Annotated in this window: 17 protein-coding genes; 11 read left to right on the top strand and 6 right to left on the bottom strand. The window is 72.2% G+C overall.

The genetic code is table 11. The annotated features are described in order from the left end of the window. The first annotated feature begins 72 nt into the window (after positions 1–72). Positions 73–2,742 (top strand): penicillin acylase family protein, encoded by a 2,670-nt coding sequence (locus tag HNR10_RS18910; protein ID WP_179825393.1) that lies wholly within the window; start codon positions 73–75, stop codon positions 2,740–2,742. A gap of 170 nt (positions 2,743–2,912) precedes the next feature. Here the strand turns inward: HNR10_RS18910 and HNR10_RS18905 are convergent, their stop codons facing one another. Then, complete coding sequence (locus tag HNR10_RS18905) at positions 2,913–3,797, bottom strand: oxidoreductase (RefSeq protein WP_179825391.1); 885 nt, start codon at positions 3,795–3,797, stop codon at positions 2,913–2,915. Positions 3,798–3,878: 81 nt separating this feature from the next. On the opposite strand from HNR10_RS18905, the gene HNR10_RS18900 reads away from it, so the two are divergent. The 4 genes from HNR10_RS18900 (at position 3,879) to HNR10_RS18885 (ending at position 8,603) form a co-directional block, all read left to right on the top strand. Further along, positions 3,879–4,463: a TetR/AcrR family transcriptional regulator gene (locus HNR10_RS18900; RefSeq protein ID WP_179825389.1), complete on the top strand. Its 585-nt coding sequence runs from the start codon at positions 3,879–3,881 to the stop codon at positions 4,461–4,463. A 271-nt stretch (positions 4,464–4,734) separates the two neighbouring features. Continuing rightward, positions 4,735–6,441, top strand: a complete 1,707-nt coding sequence (locus HNR10_RS18895) for a sensor histidine kinase (protein ID WP_179825387.1) — start codon at positions 4,735–4,737, stop codon at positions 6,439–6,441. A 9-nt stretch (positions 6,442–6,450) separates the two neighbouring features. Continuing rightward, on the top strand, positions 6,451–7,140 hold the full coding sequence (locus HNR10_RS18890; protein ID WP_312889342.1) for a response regulator transcription factor: 690 nt from the start codon (positions 6,451–6,453) through the stop codon (positions 7,138–7,140). Between the two features lie 158 nt (positions 7,141–7,298). Further along, a complete protein-coding gene (locus HNR10_RS18885) occupies positions 7,299–8,603 on the top strand; it encodes an alpha/beta hydrolase family protein (protein ID WP_179825385.1) in 1,305 nt (434 codons plus the stop codon). 64 nt (positions 8,604–8,667) lie between these two features. Here HNR10_RS18885 and HNR10_RS18880 read toward each other — a convergent pair whose 3' ends face one another. Next, complete coding sequence (locus tag HNR10_RS18880; RefSeq protein ID WP_246406296.1) at positions 8,668–9,516, bottom strand: ABC transporter permease; 849 nt, start codon at positions 9,514–9,516, stop codon at positions 8,668–8,670. After that, complete coding sequence (locus HNR10_RS18875) at positions 9,513–10,439, bottom strand: ABC transporter ATP-binding protein (protein ID WP_179825384.1); 927 nt, start codon at positions 10,437–10,439, stop codon at positions 9,513–9,515. The genes HNR10_RS18880 and HNR10_RS18875 overlap by 4 nt, the downstream gene beginning before the upstream one ends. 298 nt (positions 10,440–10,737) lie before the next feature. Here HNR10_RS18875 and HNR10_RS18870 point away from each other — a divergent pair, with 298 nt between their 5' ends. From HNR10_RS18870 to HNR10_RS18860, 3 genes are all read left to right on the top strand, one after another. Then, positions 10,738–11,196, top strand: coding sequence for a DUF4365 domain-containing protein (locus HNR10_RS18870; protein WP_218897859.1), 459 nt, complete (start codon positions 10,738–10,740; stop codon positions 11,194–11,196). Further along, on the top strand, positions 11,193–12,389 hold the full coding sequence (locus HNR10_RS18865) for a hypothetical protein (RefSeq protein WP_179825382.1): 1,197 nt from the start codon (positions 11,193–11,195) through the stop codon (positions 12,387–12,389). Before HNR10_RS18870 ends, HNR10_RS18865 begins: the two co-directional genes overlap by 4 nt. 289 nt (positions 12,390–12,678) lie before the next feature. Beyond that, a complete protein-coding gene (locus HNR10_RS18860) occupies positions 12,679–12,873 on the top strand; it encodes a DUF1918 domain-containing protein (protein WP_053616717.1) in 195 nt (64 codons plus the stop codon). A gap of 69 nt (positions 12,874–12,942) precedes the next feature. Here the strand turns inward: HNR10_RS18860 and HNR10_RS18855 are convergent, their stop codons facing one another. Then, positions 12,943–13,434: an FBP domain-containing protein gene (locus tag HNR10_RS18855; RefSeq protein WP_179825380.1), complete on the bottom strand. Its 492-nt coding sequence runs from the start codon at positions 13,432–13,434 to the stop codon at positions 12,943–12,945. Between the two features lie 208 nt (positions 13,435–13,642). Here HNR10_RS18855 and fusA point away from each other — a divergent pair, with 208 nt between their 5' ends. From fusA to HNR10_RS18840, 3 genes are all read left to right on the top strand, one after another. Then, positions 13,643–15,748 carry an elongation factor G gene (gene fusA, locus HNR10_RS18850; RefSeq protein ID WP_179825378.1) on the top strand — a complete coding sequence of 702 codons (2,106 nt, stop codon included), beginning with the start codon at positions 13,643–13,645 and terminating at the stop codon, positions 15,746–15,748. 193 nt (positions 15,749–15,941) lie between these two features. After that, positions 15,942–16,124: a hypothetical protein gene (locus tag HNR10_RS18845; protein WP_179825375.1), complete on the top strand. Its 183-nt coding sequence runs from the start codon at positions 15,942–15,944 to the stop codon at positions 16,122–16,124. Between the two features lie 25 nt (positions 16,125–16,149). Then, positions 16,150–16,332 carry a hypothetical protein gene (locus HNR10_RS18840; protein WP_179825373.1) on the top strand — a complete coding sequence of 61 codons (183 nt, stop codon included), beginning with the start codon at positions 16,150–16,152 and terminating at the stop codon, positions 16,330–16,332. Between the two features lie 51 nt (positions 16,333–16,383). On the opposite strand, the gene HNR10_RS18835 is transcribed toward HNR10_RS18840, so the two are convergent. Both HNR10_RS18835 and HNR10_RS18830 read right to left on the bottom strand, forming a co-directional pair. Continuing rightward, complete coding sequence (locus HNR10_RS18835; RefSeq protein WP_179825371.1) at positions 16,384–18,162, bottom strand: AfsR/SARP family transcriptional regulator; 1,779 nt, start codon at positions 18,160–18,162, stop codon at positions 16,384–16,386. Between the two features lie 176 nt (positions 18,163–18,338). Then, positions 18,339–20,105 carry a stealth family protein gene (locus tag HNR10_RS18830; RefSeq protein WP_179825369.1) on the bottom strand — a complete coding sequence of 589 codons (1,767 nt, stop codon included), beginning with the start codon at positions 20,103–20,105 and terminating at the stop codon, positions 18,339–18,341. Between the last annotated feature and the right edge of the window lie 328 nt (positions 20,106–20,433).

Below are 20,433 nucleotides of genomic sequence, written 5' to 3'. Positions count from 1 at the left end.
AGTTGGTAACAATTGGGTTCGGAGCCCCGAATCGGTGGATCGTGTGAGGCGGGACACTCTAGAGTTCCCGGCATGAGTGGATTGCGGAAACATGTCCTGTTTCGTGTGCTTTTGGGGGCTCTTGCGGCGATCGTGGCCTTAGCTCTGGTCGGCGCGCTCCTCGGTGTCTGGACCGTCCGGCGGTCCTTCCCCGAGACCTCGGGGGAACTCGCCCTCCCCGGCCTGGAGTCGGCGGTCACCGTGCTCCGCGACGAGCACGGCGTCGCGCACGTGTACGCGGACACCACCCATGACCTCTTCATGGCGCAGGGCTTCACCCACGCCCAGGACCGCTTCTGGGAGATGGACTTCCGCCGCCACGTCACGGCCGGCCGCACGGCCGAACTCTTCGGCCCGGACCAGGTCGCCACCGACGCCTACCTGCGCACGATGGGCTGGCGCCACGTCGCCGAGCAGGAGTACGAACTCCTCGACCCGGACACCCAGGACTACCTGGACTCCTACGCCCAGGGCGTCAACGCCTGGCTCGACGGGCACGACGGCGCCGAAGCGAGCCTGGAGTACGGGCTGCTGTCGGCGCTCAACGGCGGTCACACCATCGAGCCCTGGACACCCGCGGACAGCCTCGCCTGGCTCAAGGCCATGGCCTGGGACCTGGGCGGCAACCTCCAGCAGGAGACCGAGCGCGCCCAGCTCGTGGCGGCGGGCCTGAGCGAGGAGCAGGTGGACGAGCTCTACCCCGCCTACCCCTTCGACGAGCACGAGCCGATCACCGACACCGACGAGCTGAACGGGGTCGCGGCCGACGGCGGCACCGAGGACGCCGAGGACGCCGGGGCCGAGGACGCCCGCGCGGACGAGCGGCGTGCCCCGCGCGACCGGCGGAGCCCGGGCGAACCGGACACCGACGGCAGCCCGGTACCGGACACGGACGCCGCCGCGGACGCGCACTCCGCCCCCGCCCTGCCCGAGGCGGCCCTGCCCGCCGTCACCGGCGTGGTCGAGGGCGCCGAACGGCTGCCCGCCCTGCTCGGCCCGACCGGACCCGACCTCGGTTCCAACTCCTGGGTCGTGAGCGGCGACCACACCGAGAGCGGGCTGCCCCTCCTGGCCAACGACCCCCACCTGGGTGCGTCCATGCCCTCCACCTGGTACCAGATCGGGCTGCACTGCACCGAGCTCACCGAGGCCTGCCCCTTCGACGTCAGCGGGTTCAGCTTCTCCGGCCTGCCGGGTGTGATCATCGGGCAGAACGAGTCCATCGCCTGGGGCTTCACCAACCTCAACCCCGACGTGATGGACTTGTACGTCGAGAGGATCGACGGCGACGGCTACGTGGTCGACGACGAGGTCCGGCCGCTGGAGACGCGCGAGGAGACCATCGCGGTGGCCGGCGGGGACGACGTCGAGATCACCGTGCGCTCCACCCACCACGGCCCGCTGCTGTCGGACGCCGAGGCGGGCGCCGACCTGGCCGGGATCGCCGAGGAACCGGCCGTCGCCGAGGAGGACGGCGAGGACGGTGAGGGCGGCGAGTACGCGGTCGCCCTGAGCTGGACCGCCCTGGAGCCGGGCACCACGGCCGACTCGATCTTCACGTTGAACCGCGCCCGCGACTGGTCCGACTTCCGCACAGCCGCGAGCCTGTTCGGCGTCCCCGCGCAGAACCTGGTCTACGCCGACAACGAGGGCAACATCGGCTACCAGGCGCCCGGACTCGTCCCCGTCCGCGGGGAGGGCGACGGCCGCTACCCCGCGCCCGGCTGGGACCCCGCCTACGACTGGCAGGAGTACATCCCCTTCGACGAGCTGCCCAGCGTGTACAACCCCGAATCCGGCGTCATCGTCACCGCCAACCAGTCGGGTGTGGACGCCGACTACCCCTACCGGCTCACCGACGACTGGGACTACGGCTACCGCGCCCAGCGCATCCACGACCGGCTGGACGAGGCGATCGCCGACGGGCCGGTCACCAGCGAGACCATGTCCGACATCCAGCTGGACTCCTTCCACGCGAGCGCCGAGGTCGTCACGCCCCACCTCCTCGACGCCGAGGTGGACGGCACCGCCGGCCGGGCCCAGGACCTGCTGCGCGACTGGGACCTGCGCACCGACCCCGACTCGGCCGGAGCGGCGTTCTACCAGGCCACGTGGCGCCACCTCCTGCCGCTGCTCTTCGACGAGCTGGACCCGGTGGTCATGAACGGGAGCTCCCGCGGGATGTACGTGGTCGGCGAACTGCTGGCGGATCCCGACTCCGCGTGGTGGGACGGGGAGGAGGCCGACGGGCGCGACGCGGTCCTGTCCGCGGCGATGACCGCGGCGGCCGACGAGCTCACCGAACTGCTCGGCGACGACCCCGCCGACTGGCGCTGGGGCGACCTGCACACGCTCACGGCGACGCACGAGTCGTTCGGGACGTCGGGCATCGGGCCGGTGGAGTGGCTGTTCAACCGGGGCCCGGTCGAGAGCTCCGGCGGATCCTCCATCGTCAACGCGACCGGCTGGGACCCGCACGAGGGGTACGGCATCACGGCCGTGCCGTCCATGCGCATGGTGGTGGACCTGGCCGACCGCGACGCCTCCACCTGGATCCACCTGACCGGGAACTCGGGGCACGCCTTCCACCCGAACTACGACGACCAGCTCCCGCTGTGGAGCGAGGGCGGGACCCTGCCGTTCGTGGTCTCGGAGGAGGCCGTCCGCGACGCCGCGACGGACGAGCTCACCCTCACGCCGTAGGGCGTGCCGACACGGCCGCCCGGTGCGCGCTCGGGGCCCTCACGGGTCCGGGCGGGCGTGCGCCGGGCGACCGTGCTGCCGTGGCACCAGGCCGTCGCGCGCCCGTTGCTGCCGGGGTGCCAGGGTGCCGGGCGCTGGGGCCGGACGCCCGTGCGGCCGGGGGGCGCGGGTCAGTCCGTCGGCGCCCGGAGCGGGAAGGTCACCCCGGTGAGCCGCTCGGACAGGGTCCACAGGCGCTGGGCCGCGACACCGTCCCACGCGGCCTCGCTCCGCCCGGCCAGGGCCGGAGCGCCGCGGCCCATGTTCTTGGGGCCCGCGTAGGCGGCGCCGGGCACGTCCTGCGTGGCGGCGTAGATCGTGGGCAGGGCGCCCGCGGTGGCGCTCTGCGCGAAGATCCTGTTCCCCAGGGCCAGCAGTCCGTTCTGGATCCGGCTGCCCGAGTGGGACTGGAGGTTGGTGGCCGCGTAGCCGGGGTGGGCCGCGGCGGCGAGGACGGGCGATCCCGCGTCGGTCAACCGGCGCTGGAGTTCCAGGGTGAACAGCAGGTTGGCCAGTTTGGACTGGCAGTAGGCCCGGTAGGGCGTGTAGCGGCCCACCAGGTCGACGTTGTCGAAGTCGATGCCCGGCGCCATGCGGTGCATCGAGGAGGACACGGTGACCACCCGGCCGGTGACGTGTTCCAGGAGCAGGTTGGTGAGCGCGAAGTGGCCCAGGTGGTTGGTACCGAACTGGGTCTCGAACCCGTCCTTGGTCCTGGACTCGGGGACGGCCATCACACCGGCGTTGTTGACCAGAAGGTGGAGGTCGCCGTCCCACTCCTCCGCGAACGCGCGGACCGAGGCGAGGTCTGCGAGGTCGAGCCGCCGCACCTCCGTCTCGCCCCGCACGGTGTCGGCGGCCACGCGGCCCTTCTCGGGGTCGCGTACGGCCATCACCACACGCGCGCCCATGCCGACCAGCATGCGCGTGGTCTCGACGCCCAGGCCGCTGTTGGCTCCGGTCACGACCGCCGTGCGGCCGCTGAGGTCGGGGAGGGTGACGGCGTCCATGCTCATTCCGGAACAGTAGGGCCACGCCGCCCGGGCGGTCAACGACGGCGATCCCGACGCCATCGGCTCCGGACTATGCTGGGCGCCATGCCCGACCGCCCCTATCACCACGGTGACCTGCGCGCCGTCCTCCTGGCGAACGCCGAGCGCGCACTCGCCGAGCGCGGACCTGCGGCGCTGTCCCTGCGTGAGCTGGCGCGCGAGGCCGGGGTGAGCCACGCCGCGCCCAAGCGGCACTTCGCGGACAAGCAGGCCCTGCTCGACGCCCTGGCGCTCTCGGGCTTCGAGCGCCTCACCGACCGCTTGGAGCAGGCCGCCGACAGCCCTGGCACCATCCGCGACCGGGTCCAGGCGCTGGCGGCCGGCTACGTCGGGTTCACGCTCGACAACGAGGCCCTCATCGACCTGATGTACACACGCAAGCACGACTCCGGTTCGCCCGCGGAGATGGCCGAGGCCGTGTCGCGCCTGGTCACCACGGTGATGCGGCCCATCGTGGAGGGTCAGGCGGCCGGGGAGATCATCGGCGGCGACCCGTCCGTCATCGCCATGGGCGTCGCGGCCACACTGCACGGGTTCGCGACGATCAAGGGCTCGGCGCCGCGCGCCTACGTCGAGTCGACCCTGCCCGGGGTGGTCGACCTGCTCATGCTCGGCCTCGTCCCGCGCTGACCGGTCGCGCGTGGCGGTGGCCTCACGGCGTGCGGCCGACTCCGCCGTGGGGTGACCGGCCGTCACCGGCGGCGCTACCCCTTTGTGCCTACTCGTCCGCCGACTTCCCGGTGATGCGGGGGCCGGCCCCGGCGGCGAGAATCCCGGCATGAGCACACGCGGAGGCACCCCGGCGCCGGGACACCCGGGCCGTGCCGCCACGACGGGGGCCTCCCCCGCGAGGCGTCGCGCCCTGCGCGCGATCCCCGCACCGATCAGGGACGCTGGGGGCATGCGCGAGATTCTGCGGCGGCGGGCGCACCTGCTCCCCGACCTCCTCCTGTGGGCGGTCCTGGCCACGGCGACCGTCCTCGACCTCGCCGGTACGTGGTCGCCCCTGGCCGTCGCGGAGACGGCCGCCGCCCTGCTCTGCCTCACCGCGGCCCTGGCCGTCGCCCGCCGCCGGCCGGACGCCGCCGTCGCGGTCGCGATGGCCTTCCCCGTCGGACAGCAGTTCGTCATCACCATGGGCCTGGCCGACCGGTTCGGTCTCGCCCCGCTGGCCACGGTCGCGGTCACGGCCTTCCTCGCGGGGCAGCGCTCGGCACGGGTCGGCACGGTCGCCACGATCATCCTGACGGCCGTGCTCGTGCTGCTCGGGCTGGTCGTGGCGGAGGCGGTGGCCGTCGGCCTGGACGTGCGAGACTTCCTCTCCCGGCTGGTCGACTGGGTCGGGGCCGCGATCATCGTGGTCCTGGTGGTGGTCGCGCCCTGGCTGTTCGGCCGGTACCTGCCCTGGCGGACCCGGCTGTACCGGGGCGGCTGGGAGGTCGCCGAGCGGATGGAGCGGGCGCGCGCCGCCGAGGCCGACCGGGCCCGCCTGCGCGAGCGCACGCGCATCGCCTCGCAGATGCACGACTCCCTCGGGCACGACCTCGCCCTGATCGCCATCCGCGCGGCGGCCCTGGAGATGGCGTCCGCGGACTCCCCCGAGCAGCGGGACGCCGCCGCCGACCTGCGCGCGTCGGCGCACGAGGCCAACCTCCGGCTGCGCGAGATCATCGGCGTGCTGCGCGAGGAGACCGACGTCGCCGCGGCCGAACCCGTGACCGACCTGGTCCAGCGCGCGACGGACGCGGGCATGGCGATCCGGCTCCTGAGGGAGGGGCCCGACCCCGACCCCTCCGGCCCGGGCGGGCAGGCCGTCCACCGGGTGGTCCAGGAGGCCCTGACCAACGCGGCCAAGTACGCCCCGGGCACCGAGGTGTCGGTGACCGTCGTCCGGGAGGCGGGCAGCACCAGGATCGACGTCGAGGACACGGGCCCGGCCGGGGAGGGGCCCGCCGCCGTTCCGCCGCGCGGCGGGGGCGCGGGCTCGGGGCTCGCCGCGCTCCGCACGCGGGTGGAGGGGCTCGGCGGCACGTTCCGGGCGGGAGGCACCGGCCAGGGCTTCGCGGTGCACGCCACCGTCCCCGACCCGGTCGGCGGCGCCGGGACCACCGACGCGGCGCCCGCCGACGCGGTCCCGGGCACCGGGGCTCCGGAGACCGGGGCCGCGCCGACCAGGGCGGCGCACACCCCTCCCGATCCGTCCGCGGAGGGAGGCGGCGAGGCCACCGAGACGCGGCGCGCCCACGACGAGGCCCGCGTGCGGGCCCGGCGCTCACTGGCCACGGCGCTGGCCGTCCCCCTGTCGCTGGCCGCCGCCCTGACCGTCCTCGGCTTCGCGCTGCTGTGGTGGGTGAGCGCCAACTCCGACCTGCCGGCCGAGGACTACCAGCGCCTGGCCGTGGGCGACTCCCGCGAGGACGTCGAACACGTCCTGCCCCTGTTCGCCTACCCCGAACGATCCGTCGACCCCCTGCCGCCCGAACCGCCCGGCGCCGAGTGCCGGTTCTACCTGACCGACCACGAGGGCGGCCTGCCACCCGTGTACCGGCTGTGCTTCGCCGACGGTGTGCTCGTGGCCAAGGGCGAGTTCGAGCGGATCGACCGTTAGGCTGACGGCGTGCGCGAACCGGACGGTACCCAGGTCCCGCTGCGAGTGGTCCTCGCCGACGACGAGGCGATGATGCGGGCGGGGATCCGCGCGATCCTGACCGCCGTGCCCGGCCTGGATGTCGTGGGCGAGGCCGAGGACGGCGCCGCCGCCGTCGATCTGGTCGCCGACCTGCGGCCCGACATCGCCCTGCTCGACGTGCAGATGCCGGGCACCGACGGGCTGGCCGCGACCGAGGCCATCACGGCGCGGTACCCGGACACGGCCGTGGTCATCCTCACCACGTTCTCCGAGGACGCCTACATCGCCCGGGCGCTCTCCGGCGGCGCGAGCGGGTTCGTGCTCAAGTCCGGTGACCCGACCCATCTGGTGACCGGCCTGCGCGCGGTCGCCGACGGCGGCGCGTACCTGTCCCCGGAGATCGCGCGGCGGGTGATCGACGAGCTCGGCGCCTCCGGGCCGCGCCTGTCCCGGGGGACGGCCGCGCGCGAACGCGTCGCCGTGCTCTCCGACCGCGAACGCGAGGTGCTGGCCCTGGTCGGCGAGGGGTGGTCCAACGACCAGATCGCCCGCCGCCTGGCGATCGCCCCGGGCACGGTGAAAGTGCACGTGGGTTCCATACTCACCCGTCTGGACGTGCGCAACCGGGTGCAGGCGGCCGTGCTCGCCTACGAGGCCGGACTCGTCGACGGGTCCTGAGCCCGCCCGCCCCGCCGCCGGTCCCCCGCACACCGCCCGCGTCGGACCGGTGCGTCGGCTCGCTTCCGCCGGCCGCTCGCGTACTACCCCGATGTGCCTATCCCCCCGCCGTCGTCCTGGCGATGTGCCGGACGGCCGCCGCGCGTGAGGATTCCGGCATGGTCACACGAACCCGAACACGAACACGAACCCGCCCGCACACGCGGCGCGCCGCCTACGCCACCGCCGCCCTCGTCCTGGCCGCCGCCTGCGCCGTCCCGGCGACGGTCGCGGCCGTCACCGACCCAGGGAGCGTCGTCCTCTCCCCACCGGAACCCACCGGCCCGCACGCGGTCGGTCGGACCGAACTCCACCTCGTCGACCCCGAACGGGGCCACCCCTGGGTGGAGGGTGCCACGGAACGCGACGTCATGGTCAGCCTCTGGTACCCGGCGGATCCGGAGGACGCCGCCGAGCGCGCCCCCTACGTCTCACCGGCCATGGGCGCGGCCCTGGCCTCCGAGCTGGAACAGGCCGGTCTGCCGCGCTCGGCGGTGGACTTCGCCGCCTCCGAGGCCCATGCGCTCGAAGACGCGGACGCCGCCCCGGACGCGGGCCCGTTCCCCGTCGTGCTCTACTCCCCGGGGTTCAGCACCTCCCGCTTCACCAGCACGTCCAACGCGGAGGAACTGGCCTCCCAGGGGTACGTCGTCGCGGCCATGGACCACCCCTACGAGGCCCCCGCGGTGGACCTGCCGGACGGCCGGGTCCTGCGCGACCGGATCCCGAACACGGAGACGCCCGCGTACCGGGACGCCATCGCGACCCGGGTGGCCGACACCCGGCTGGTCCTGGACGCCATGGACGCGCTCGCCGCGGGCGGCTCGCCCCGGGTCGGCGGCGAACCCCTGCCGGCGGGGCTCGCCGGGTCCCTGGACACCGACCGGACCGGGATGTTCGGCCACTCGGCGGGCGGTCTGACGGCCGCCGAGGTGATGCTCGTGGACGAGCGCGTGGACGCGGGCATGAACCTCGACGGCACCATGGGCTACCACGCCGGAGACGAGGCCTGGGCGGACTCCACCACCCGTGGAGCCGACCGCCCCTTCGCCCTCCTGATGGCCGGGACCTCCAAGTCGCGGGGCGTGGCGCGCACCAGCGCCCACAACGAGGACCTCCGGCTCTTCCGCGCCGGCTCCTCCGCCCCCGTGCTGGAGCTGTACATGCCGGACGCGGAGCACATGGGCCTCATGGACTACCAGTGGATGCTCCCGGACGTCGGCGAGGGGCGGGGCGCGGACCACCGGACCTGGCGGGAGACGGTCGCGGGAGCGATCAGCACCATCGACCCCCAGGACTCGGTCGACGCCCAGCGCGCCTACATCACCGCGTTCTTCGACACGCACCTGCGGGGCGAGGACGAGCCGCTCCTGGAGGGCCCCTCCGCCGAGTACCCCGAGGTCGAGTTCGTCGACGCGCCCTGAGGCCGGCGGAACGAACGGAAGGGCCCGGACGCTTTTCCGCGTCCGGGCCCTTGCGCGCTCCCCCTCAGACGTCGCGCACACGCAGCTCCGCCAGGGCGACGATCTGGGCGGCCACGGCCCAGCCCGCGACGGTCGCGACGTTGACCACCCCGTCGTACGGCGAGGTGTAGAAGCCGACGTCGCCGCCGGCGTAGAACTCGATCCCCGCCAGGCCCGGCAGCAGCGCGGCGAGGTCGTCCAGGAAGGTGACCCCCGACAGCTGCATGACCAGGGGCACGCCCATCAGGAGCAGGAAGCCCACGGTGATCGTGCCCGCCGTCCCGCGCAGGGCCGTGCCGAGTCCCACGAACAGCACGGCGAACAGCGCCATGCACGCCCCGGCGCTCACGCCGGTCGCCATGAGCTCCAGGACGTCGACGTCCACGTACCGGCCGAGGAACACGGCCAGCACGGCCACGCCGGCCGCCGTCGCGGCCACGCCCGTGACGAAGGCGATCCCCGCGGTCACCAGGGACCGGGCGGCCAGCAGCCGTCCGCGCCTGGGCGTCCACAGCAGGGTGCTGGTGACGCTGCCGTTGCCGAACTCGCCCGTGGCGGCCAGGGCCGCCAGGGTCAGCACCGTGAACTGCACGATGTAGAAGTGGCCCTGCGACAGGAGCTGGACGAACGAGGAGGAGTCCGCCTCGACCGCGTTCTCCGTGATCCGCGACAGCGAGGAGAAGCCCATCATGGCCGCGAACAGGGCCAGGCCCAGGACCGCCGCTCCCACGCACCACCACGTCGACCGCAGTGACGACTGCCGCACCCATTCCGCGGCGACCTCGCGGCCGATCCCCGTGGGCCGCGCGGCCGTGGCCTCCGCCCGCCCGGTCCGCCGCTCCGGTTCCGTCCGTGCCACGTCCGCTCCCCTCATGCCCCCGTCTCCTTTCCGTGCGCGCCGAACTCGACGGTCTCGTCGGTCAGCTCCAGATACGCCTGCTCCAGCGACGCCTCCTCGCGCGCCAGCGCGTGCACCCGGGCGCCCGCCTCGTGGGCGTGGTCGCCGACCGCCTCCGCGGTCAGGCCGAACACCCGCAGCCCTCCATCGCCGTCGTCCTCCACCCGGACCGGCGGCCCCAGCCGCTCCAACCGGGCGCCCAGCGCCCCCGCCTCCGGGCTGCGCACCAGCACGTGCGTCCGGGACCACGCCGCGATCACCTCGCCCAGCGACGCGTCCGCGATGAGCCGTCCGCGCCCCACGACCACCAGGTGGTCGGCGACCAGTTCCATTTCGCTCATCAGGTGGCTGGAGACGAACACCGTGCGTCCCTCGTCGGCCAGCCGCCGCGCCAGGTCGCGCATCCAGCGCACCCCGTCGAGGTCGAGCCCGTTGACCGGTTCGTCGAACAGCAGCGTGCCCGGATCGCCCAGCAGGGCGTCGGCAACGCCGAGCCGCTGGCGCATGCCGAGCGAGTAGCCGCCCACCCGCCGTCCGGCGGCCTCGGTCAGGCCGACCTCGTCCAGGACTTCGTCCACCCGGGTCCGGGGCACCCCGGTGATGAGGGCCTTGGCCAGCAGGTGGGCCCGGCCGGTGCGTCCGGGGTGGGCGGCCCGCGGGTCCAGCAGCGCACCGGCCTCCCTGGCCGGCGCCGTCAGCCGCGCGTACTCCCGCCCGTTGACCAGCGCCTCTCCCGAGGTCGGGCGCGCCAGTCCCAGCAGCAGCCGCATCGTGGTGGACTTGCCCGCCCCGTTGGGGCCCAGGAAGCCCGTCACCCGTCCTGGTTCGACGGTGAAGGTCAGGTCGTCGACGGCGGTCCTCCCGCCGTAGCGCTTGGTCAGCGCGGTTACCGTCAGCACGGTCGCCCCTCTCGCGTGAGTCGTCGTGCGCACCACGCTAGAAAGCCCGGCGGCCAGGGGCATCAGAGCTTCGGAAGGCCCCCGCTACCCCCTTGTGCCTACTCCCCCGGCACCCTTCCGCCCACGGGGGACGAGCGTCATCCCGTAGGGATACGGTGACCCCGTACATCTCAAGGGTTCGCTGGGAGACAGATGGCCACGGTCGACGACGAAGGTCCCATGGGGGAAGAAGACCTTGTCGACGGCCAATTGCCCATGAGCCCGTCAGGAGCACTTCAGCCTGGCGTTCACCCGCCTGGTGACGTACACGGCCGGCTGCTCCATCAAGACGCACGAGACCGACTTCGACGGGGTCGACATCACGTTGGTCTCGTCCGCCGAGTACAGGCGTTACTACGCCCCTCAGTTCGAACTCCAACTCAAGTGCACGACCCAGACTCGCTACCTCCATGACGACCACATGGCGTGGCCGATGAAGGGGAAGCCCTTCCGGAAGCTCACCAGGGGGAAGCGGTACATCCCGGCCTACCTCGGTGTGCTTCTCGTGCCTGAGGATCCGGACGAGTGGATCTCGGTCGACGAGCGCGGTCTGCTCACGGAGAGCAGGATGTACTGGCAGGCCGCGACCGAACTCGCGACGACGGAGGCGGTCGGACAGACCCGGACCGTCCACCTGCCGCGCAGTAATCTGTTTACTCCAGACCGGCTTCTGGGCATCATGAAGAAGCTCGGCGAGCAGGAGGGAGGCTTCCAGTGACCCCCACCACGCTCGATTCCCTCAGTGAAGCGGCTGCCGCGCTCACACCCGGATCCGTGTCACAGTACCTCGAAACACACGGATGGAACCTGCAGAGCAGGCAACCCGACGTTCTGGAAATATGGTGTTTGAACCAGTCTCCGGAGTACGGTTCAGCTCGCGTCATGCTTCCACTGGCCACAGATTTCGTGGACTTCCTGCCTCGGTTCAAGGATACGCTCGATTCACTCTGCCATGTGTACGGAATCGATGCCGAAGAGCTTCAGGAACGCATATCTTCAACACGCTCCGACCTCTTCTTCGTGCGCATCAACCAGCCGATGGCAGATGGATCAATTCCTTTTCGCCAAGCAGGAAAGACAGTTGATGCCCTCTTCAGAATGTTGAAGGCCGCAGCCACGACCGCAGCGGATCCTCATCATTCTCACAAGGGCCGAAGGCCTACAGTCGTATCCGACTTCCTCGATGACAACATCAGGCTTGGCCAGACGAAGCAAGGAAGCTTTGTCTTCACTGTTTCAACAGACCTTGGTGTTTCGCCTTCAGACGAGAACAGCGAGGACAGCACCCGATCGTCGTTCGCGCGACGCGTCATGCTGACACTTGCGCGCGGCTTGGAGTCCGCGCGAAGCCTCACACTGCGTTGGGATGAGAGAGCTCTTGAATCACCCTCGAACCTCGGGTTGAGCGCGGCACTGGTGGAATCAATGGAGGAGCTGACACGATCGGAGAAACTCCGCTCAGTGGATTTGTCCTTCCAATGGGCGGCGGCGGAGCCGGTTCCGAACGCAACGGCCTCCACCATCGCGCTCGACCGGGATGTCATCGTGGAGTTGCCACGCCTACGCGAACGCCTTGTTCGCAGAGAAGAACCTTCAAGGAAAGCCACACTCATCGGGATCGTAAAGAGTCTGGCACGCGAAGAGACACCGTCGGGCGAAGACGACGCAGCAATCGTGACTCTCCTGACCGAGGTCGGCGGAAAAACGCGAAGCGTCCAGGTGGGACTCGAAGGCGAGGATCACCATTGGGCAATCATCGCCTACCAGAGGAAACTGCCACTCGTCGTGACCGGAAACCTTTCCTTCGAGCGCCGCTCGTGGCGGCTTTCCGGGGACATCGATGTGGATCCCAGTTTCCTCAAGTATTTCTCACAACAACATTCTTCATCCAACGAAGAAGGAAGCACGTGATCTGGACCGAGTTCTGATCCCGTGGGGAAACGAAGGATGGCGCCTCCTCAACAGGGGGCACCACCGGCACCCCTGAACGAGCCTTGGGACTGCTCGACGGGCTGGGAGTGGCCGCACGCCCCGGCGACCAACGCGAACCCGCTGGCAGGGCCAGGCGCGAAATGGGGTGTGGCTTTCGTCCCGGCGTGCGGCGACACGCACCAAATGCCCCCGGTTTCGGCAGGTCAGCGATCCGGGTACGTCCCCGATAGGCCGGCAGAGGGACCGGCGGCGTCGAACGGGGGACGGTATGCGGGCGTCGATCGGGGACTATGTCCACACCCACGGGGTCGCGAGCAGCGACGGCCAGCACAGCGGAAGGATCGTGGAGGTGAAGGGCGCCGACAACGGTCCGCCCTACGTGGTGCGCTTCCCGGACGGGGAGGAACGGCTCATCTACCCGGGGCCGCACACGGTGGTGGAGCCCCGCTTCCCGGCGGACTAGGCAGGACCGTGGCCGCGGGACGGTGCGGACACGGGTGCCCACCGCCCCGCCGCCCCGTGTCCGGGGCCCTCACGCGGACAGCCGCGCGAGGAACCCCTCCAGGTTGTGCGCCGCCCGCGTGATCTTCTCCTCCACGGTCAGCGACTCCTCGAACCGGCCACCGGGCTCGGGTTCCTTCAGCCCCCGCACGTACAGCGAGCACGCGAAGTCCGTGCACATGCGCAGACCGATCGAGTTGCCGTCGCGCCCGGCCTTGCCCGCCTTCGGCGCGACCATCAGGGTCACGCCCTGGCCGGGGTGGGTGGTCAGGCACACCGAGCACATGCTGCGGCGGAACGCGTCCCGTCCGTTCGCCAGCCGGAACGCCACGCCCACCAGGCCCTCCTCGCGTTCGACGACCAGGTAGGCGCGCTCGTGCGCGGTGTGGTCGCGCCAGCCGAGGAAGTCCAGGTCCTCCCACGGGCGCTCGGCGAGGTCGCGCGGGAGTGCCAGGCGCTTGGCCTCTCCCTTGGAACAGTTCACGAAGGACGCGCGGATCTCGCGCTCGGTCACGGGTCTCATTCCGGCGACGCTAACAGCGCCTAGGCCTCCTAGGCAAAGCATTAATGCCTTTAGGAATCGTGTCGGTCCGTACGCCCGGAAAACCCCTGGATCAGCGGATCCGGGCCCCTTACGCTCTCGCCAGGCGGCCAGGCCGGACACAGGCATGCGCGCACCGCCACCGATGGATCCATCGTCACCCGAACACCCACGAGAGGACGGACACCCCATGGCCACCACGACGCTGGCCCAGGTCCGCAACATCGGGATCATGGCCCACATCGACGCGGGCAAGACGACGACCACCGAGCGCATCCTGTTCTACACCGGCGTCTCCCACAAGGTCGGCGAGGTCCACGACGGCAACGCCGCCATGGACTTCCTGCCCGAGGAGCGCGAGCACGGCATCACCATCACGTCCGCGGCCACGACCTGCCACTGGCCGCTGAACGGGGTGGACCACACCGTGAACATCATCGACACCCCGGGCCACATCGACTTCACCGTCGAGGTGGAGCGCTGCCTGCGCGTGCTCGACGGCGCGGTCGCGGTGTTCGACGGCGTGGCCGGTGTCGAACCGCAGTCCGAGACCGTGTGGCGCCAGGCGAACCGCTACGGCGTGCCGCGCCTGTGCTTCGTCAACAAACTCGACCGCGTCGGCGCGGACTTCCACCGGTGCGTCGCCATGGTCACCGAACGCCTGGGGGCGGTGCCCCTGGTCCTCCAGCTCCCCATCGGGGCCGAGTCGGACTTTCGCGGTGTGGTCGACCTCGTCCGGATGCGGGCGCTCGTCTGGCCGGCCGGTACCCGGCCCGGCGACGGCTACGACGTCGTCGGCGTCCCCGAGGAGCTGGCGCAGGAGGCGCGCGCCTGGCGTGCGCGCCTGCTGGAGACGGTCGCCGAACACGACGAGGAGCTGATGGAGCTGTACGTCCAGGGCACGGAGCCCGACGACGACCGGCTGCACGCGGCGATCCGCCGGGTGACCGTGGGCTCGGCGCGCGGCGACGGCGTCGTCACCCCGGTGGTGTGCGGCACCGCGTTCAAGAACAAGGGGGTCCAGCCACTGCTGGACGCCGTGGTCCGCTATCTGCCGTCCCCGCTGGACGCCGGGGCGGTGGAGGGCCACGACCCCCGCGACACGGACCTGATGGTCACGCGCGCCCCCTCGGACGGGGAGCCGATGGCCGCCCTGGCGTTCAAGATCAGCAGCGACCCGCACCTGGGCCGGCTGACGTTCCTCCGCGTGTACTCGGGGAGGATCGACGCCGGATCCCACGTGCACAACGCCCCGAAGGGGCGGAAGGAGCGGATCGGCAAGATCTACCGCATGCACGCCGACCAGCGCGAGGAGATCGGTTCGGTGGGCGCCGGCGACATCGTCGCCGTCATGGGTCTGAAGCAGACCGCCACCGGCGAGACCCTGTGCGACGCGGACGCTCCCGTAGTGCTGGAGTCCATGGACTTCCCGGACCCGGTCATCGAGGTGTCGGTCCAACCCCGCTCCCAGGCGGACCTCGACCGGCTCGGCACGGCCATCGGGCGCTTCGCGAAGGAGGATCCCTCCCTGCGCGTGCACACCGACGCCGAGACCGGCCAGACCATCCTGGGCGGGATGGGGGAACTGCAACTGGAGATGCTGGTGACACGGATGAGACGGGAGTTCAAAGTGGACGCCGGTGTGGGCCGACCGCAGGTCTCCTACCGGGAGACGATCCGCCGCGCGGTGCGGGACGTGGACCACACGCACCGCAAGCAGAACGGCGGCAAGGGCCAGTTCGCCCGGGTACGGATCGCGGTCGAGCCGATCGACGGCGGCGGCTACGAGTTCGTCGACCGGGTGACCGGCGGCCGGGTGCCGAAGGAGTTCGTGCCCTCGGTGGACCAGGGCTGCCGGGAGGCCATGCGTCGCGGGATCCTGGCCGGGTTCCCGATGACGGGTGTCCGGGTGACGCTGCTCGACGGGGCCTTCCACACGGAGGACTCGTCCGAGCTGGCGTTCCGGATCGCCGGCCTGGAGGCGTTCACGGAGGCGGCGACGCGGGCGCGCCCGGTTCTGCTGGAACCGGTGATGGACGTGGAGGTCACCACGCCCGAGGAGCACATGGGCGACGTGATCGGCGACCTCAACGCCCGTCGCGGCCGGGTCCGGGCGATGGCGGACCGGTACGGCGCCAAGGCGGTGTCGGCGTCGGTGCCGCTGTCGGAGATGTTCGGCTACGTGGGCGACCTGCGCAGCCGTACATCGGGACGGGCGAACTTCACGATGGAGTTCAGCTCGTACGCCGAGGTGCCCAGGGCGGTCGCCGACACGGTCATCGGCCGGGCCGCCTGAGCGGACGCGCGGCCCCGCCCCCTCGTGGGTGGGGCCGCGCCCCGTCGTCGGCTCCACCAGCGCGTGTACGCCCCCTGTATCGGGCGTGTACCAGGGCTGTCGACCCGCTCCCTAGCGTGGCCACCGACCGCCGGACGACCACCGGCGGCACCGCCACCGGCCACGGTTCCCTCCGTGGCCCAGAAGGGAAGCCATGTTCGACCGCATCGGATCGCTCGCCGACCGACTCCTCACCCGTGTCGTCCCCGGGACCCGGGCCAGTGCCTCCTACTGCTGGTGGGACTACGCCCCGATCAGCTCGCCCTGCATCCGCCGCTACTGCTGCAACCCTCCCGGATCAGGCAGCACCTACTGCACCTCGTTCCGCCCCTGCTGAACCGCCGACCACCCAAGGGACCCCCGTGATCGACCGCATGGCGAGCCTCGGCGACCGGCTGCTCTCGGCCGACGTGCCCCGAGCCCGGGCCGGCGCCGCCTCCTGCCGGTATGAGAGGTGCGGCAGCCCGTGCCACTCGCGCTACTGCTGCTACGGCAGCGGCATCCCCGAGTACGCCCGCTGCGGCAGTTGCCTCTACAGGTGCTGACCGCCTCCGACACCTGACCGACGCCCCCTGCCCCGGGCCGTCGCCCGCTCCCTAGAGGGTGAGGACGGCGGGGGACCGGCGGTCCGCCGGTCGGGGCGCGGGCACCCGTGGCGCGGCCTCGGCCGCGTAGACCCGCAGCAGTCCCGGCACCGTGTAGCGCAGCTCGCCCGTCGGCTCCAGCAGGCGCGCCTCGGCCAGGCGCCCCAGGGCGGCGATCGCCGTGTTGACGTCCGTTTCCAGCAGGGCGGCGGCGCCGGCCGGACCGATCTCCCGCAGGTCCGAACGCCCCAGGAGGCGGAAGAGGGCGGCGGCCCGCCGGTCTCCCGCGTCGGCGCTGTCGCACAGCGGCAGGTAGGCCGAGTCCAGGGCCGCGCGCAGGGAGCGGTCCCCGCAGCTCAACACGTCGAGTCGGTGCCGGGGGTCGGCGAGCAGGCGCGCGAACGCCGGCAGCGGCCACTCGCGCCGCGTGGCCATCCTGGTGCCCGCCAGCCACAGCGCCAGTGGCTGTCGGTCGCACAGCTCCGCCACCCGGACGGCGTCCGACCGCTGGGCCGCCACGCGTTCGGCCCCGCAGAGCGCGGCCAGCAGGTCGACCGCCTGGTCGCGGGTCAGCGGGTCCAGACCGACGTGGACGGCCCCGCCCAGGGTGACGCACCGGCGGCGGCCGGTGACCAGCGTCGCCGCCCCGGGCCAGGTCGCCACCAGGGGCCGGGCCTGCGCCTCGTCGGCCGCGTTGTCCAGCACGATCAGGATCCGCGCTCCACCGCTCCGGGCCCGCCGCCACGTCTCGTGCAGCTCGGTGCGGTCGGATCCCGCGGCGTCGCCGAGGTCGATGTACAGGCACCCGTCGGGGAAGCGCCCGGCCACGCGTGCGGCGGCCTTCAGTGCGAGCGCGGACTTGCCGCTGCCCACCGGACCGTCGACCGCCGCGACGGGGGCGTGCTCACCGGGGACGAGGGCCCGTTCGAGTGCGTCGAGGGCCGTGCGCCGGCCCACGAACGGGGTCGGCGGCGCGGGGACGGCGTGGCAGGCCGGGTGTTCGGCGGCACGTCCGGGGGCGTGGTCGTCCAGGGCCGGATCGCGGTGGAGGATCGCGGCGTGCAGCTGGACCAGCTCGGGCCCGGGTTCCACGCCCAGGTGCAGGGACAGGGACCGCCGGGCGGCGTGGTAGGCGTCCAGGGCCGCGGAGGTCTCGCCGGTCCGGTAGAGGGCGAGCATGAGGTCGTGCCACACGCGTTCGCGGACCGGGTCCTCGGCCGCCAGGGCGCGCAGGTCGGCGACCAGTTCGACGTCGGCGCCCAGGTCGAGGCGGGCGTGCGCGAGATCCTCGGCCGCGCTGCGGCGCTGTTCGTCGAGCGCGTCCAGGCGGGCACCGAGTTCCGGCCCGCGCGGCACGTCCTCGGCTGCGGCGCCCCGCCACAGCTCCAGGGCGCGGACCAGGGCGGGCACCGCCGAGCGCGGGTCACCGTCGGCCAGGGCCCGTCGGCCGCGCCGGTGCAGTTCGGCGAAGGCGAGGGAGTCGAGTTCGTGGGGGCACACGCGCAGCATGTAGCCGGGGCTGCTGGCGACCAGGCGCGCCCGGTCGGCCGAGCAGGCGGCGGGAGGCAGCCGGCGGCGCAGCAGGTTGGCGTAGGTGCGCAGGTTGGCGACGGCGGAGCGGGGCGGGTGCTCCTCCCACAGGGCCGCCATGAGGCGTTCCAGGGGCACCACCTGGTTGGGCTGGAGCGCCAGCGCGGCCAGGAGTGTCCGCAGCTTGGGCGGACCGGGTGAGGGGTCGTCGGGGTCGTCGAGGAGGCGGACGGGACCGAGCAGGCCGAGGAGCAGCCCCATGGCACCTTCCTGGGTCGGACGCGCTGGCGAGCCTCGGGTCATGTCGACAGTCGGCGCGATACTTCTATGGGAGCGCTCCCGGAACGGTACATCGGGGCTTTTTCGACGTCAACGCCGGTTCCGTGACCTCGTCGTGACACTGCGCATCCCGCCACCGCCCGCCCAGGCCCGATGCGTCACCCGACCCGCTCCCAGGGCGCCGGGAAGGGGAAGCGCGACTCCAGGAACGCGCGCACCGTCCGGCCGACCTCCTCCTGGCGCTCCGGCGGGGTGTCGAAGTCGTTCAGGCACAGGAAGTCGTAGCGGGCCGCCTCGTCCGGCAGGGTCAGGGCGGCGAGCCGTTCCTCGACGCCCTCGGCGCCGATGTCGACGTAGCGCGCGCGGTACTCCGCCGGCACACCGCGCCCGGTGAGCAGCGCGTAGTGGTGGTAGAGCGTCGTGGTCGGCGCGACGTCGGCCGGGTCGCGAAAGCGCGACCGCGCCGTGCGCTCCACCTCCTCCGGGTAGCGCAGCGCGAGCTCACGGTGCACGGACCGCAGCTGTGCCGTCGGTACGTGTTTGACCTTGTGGGTGATGTAGGCACCGAACGACTCCTGGAACAGCGCGCGGGCGTTCTTGCCCGCCCAGTTGGGAGCCACCTCCTCCGGAATCGGCGCGCCGACGCCGATCTGGTGCGACGAGAACGCCAGCCGGGCGAGGCCGCTCGGGTGGAAGAAGGACTCCGGGCCGACCGGAGCCGTGACGAAGATGTCGTCGTTGAGGTAGAGGAAGTGCTCCGACAGGCCCTCGATGCGGTGCAGCTGCGACTCGATGGCGCGTGAGCTGAACACGGGGAGGACGCCGGGATCGGCGAAGATGTCGCGGTGGTCGACGACGGTCACCCCCTCGGCCCCGGTGTCCAGCCAGCCCGGCCTCTGGCCGTCGGTGACGACGTAGACGTGCCGGACGAAGGGCGCGTACATCCGCAGCGAGCGCAGGGAGTACCGCAGCTCGTCGTGGTCGGTGTAGCGGGAGGCGTTGGCCGCGTGCGAGGCCAGACCGGAGAGGCCCTCGCGGTACCGGGCGCGCTTGGCGGCGTGCGCGGGGTCGGCGCCGTCGACCCACGTGTAGACGGCGTCGATCGGGAAGCCCACCTGGTCGGCGCGCCGGTGGGAGAAGGGTTCGTAGGTGGGGTGGGTCCGGTCCCGCACGATCACCGTGGCGTGCTTGCGGCACTCCTCGGGCAGCACGTCGGCGACGCGGTTGGGGCGCGGCGCCACCAGGGCGTCCGCCAGGGCCTCGTCGGGAACGCGCACCCGCAGCCGCAGCCGCGCGGACTCCGGATCCGCTGTGGCGAGCACGGCTTCGCCATCCCGCCAGAACTCGACGTCGCAGCCGTACTCCGGGCCCGCCAGGCAGCGGCCCTCGGGGGCCAGCAGGTGTTCGGCGAAGCGGATGACCAGGCCGGACTTGATCCGTGCGTCCAGCGCCCCGTCCACGTAGGCCGACCTGAGGGCCACCACCCCGCCGGGACCGGGTGTGAACGCGTGGACGGCACTGTCGCGGTAGGCCTCCCGCATGGCGTCGAGCAGGGCCTTCCGGTCCCGGCGGTGGACGCCGACGACGTGCCGCAAGGGGGAGCGCCCGGGTACGAGGAAGTGGTCGATGCCCGCGGACTCCAGGACGTCGGTGACCAGCCGGAGGTTGTGGGCGGAGGCGTCGGCGGCGGTGAAGTCGTCCACCGTGCGCCCGATCAGTTCGACCTCCGACGAGCCGTCGGTGGCGAAGGCGCGCAGGGCCGGGTCGGCGGCCGACAGGGCGGCGCGGCGCTCCGCGATCCTGGCCACGCGGCGTTCCTCGGCCGCCTGTGCCGTGTCCCGCCTGCGGCGCTCCTCGGCGCGGGCGCGCGCGGACGGGGTCATGAGACGTGCGCCGAGGCGTGCGAGGCGTGCCGTCAGAGTCATGGACAGCCTTTCGGGGGAGCGAGTCGGCGGGGGTCACCGGACCTGAACGGATACAGGTGCCCAGGGGCACACGAACAGGACATCCGGGACCCCTGGCGGGATGACGCGCCGGCACCGAGGTGACGGGATCATGACGCTTCCGTCATCCGACCGAGTCACACCTTCACCCGGCGCTCCCACGGATCACCCGGAGTGGTGACGACACGCGTGGTCCGCACGCGCGGAAGTGACGGTGGGGCCGCGCTTCACCGCCCTTGGACGAAACTACCTTCTGTCGCGATGTAAACCCACAGGGTGATCATGCGTCGGGGGCGACGCGCGCGAACCG

It is taken from the genome of Nocardiopsis aegyptia (genome assembly GCF_013410755.1).
Taxonomy (GTDB): Bacteria; Actinomycetota; Actinomycetes; order Streptosporangiales; family Streptosporangiaceae; genus Nocardiopsis; species Nocardiopsis aegyptia.
This window is presented reverse-complemented; position numbering and strand designations above follow the sequence as displayed.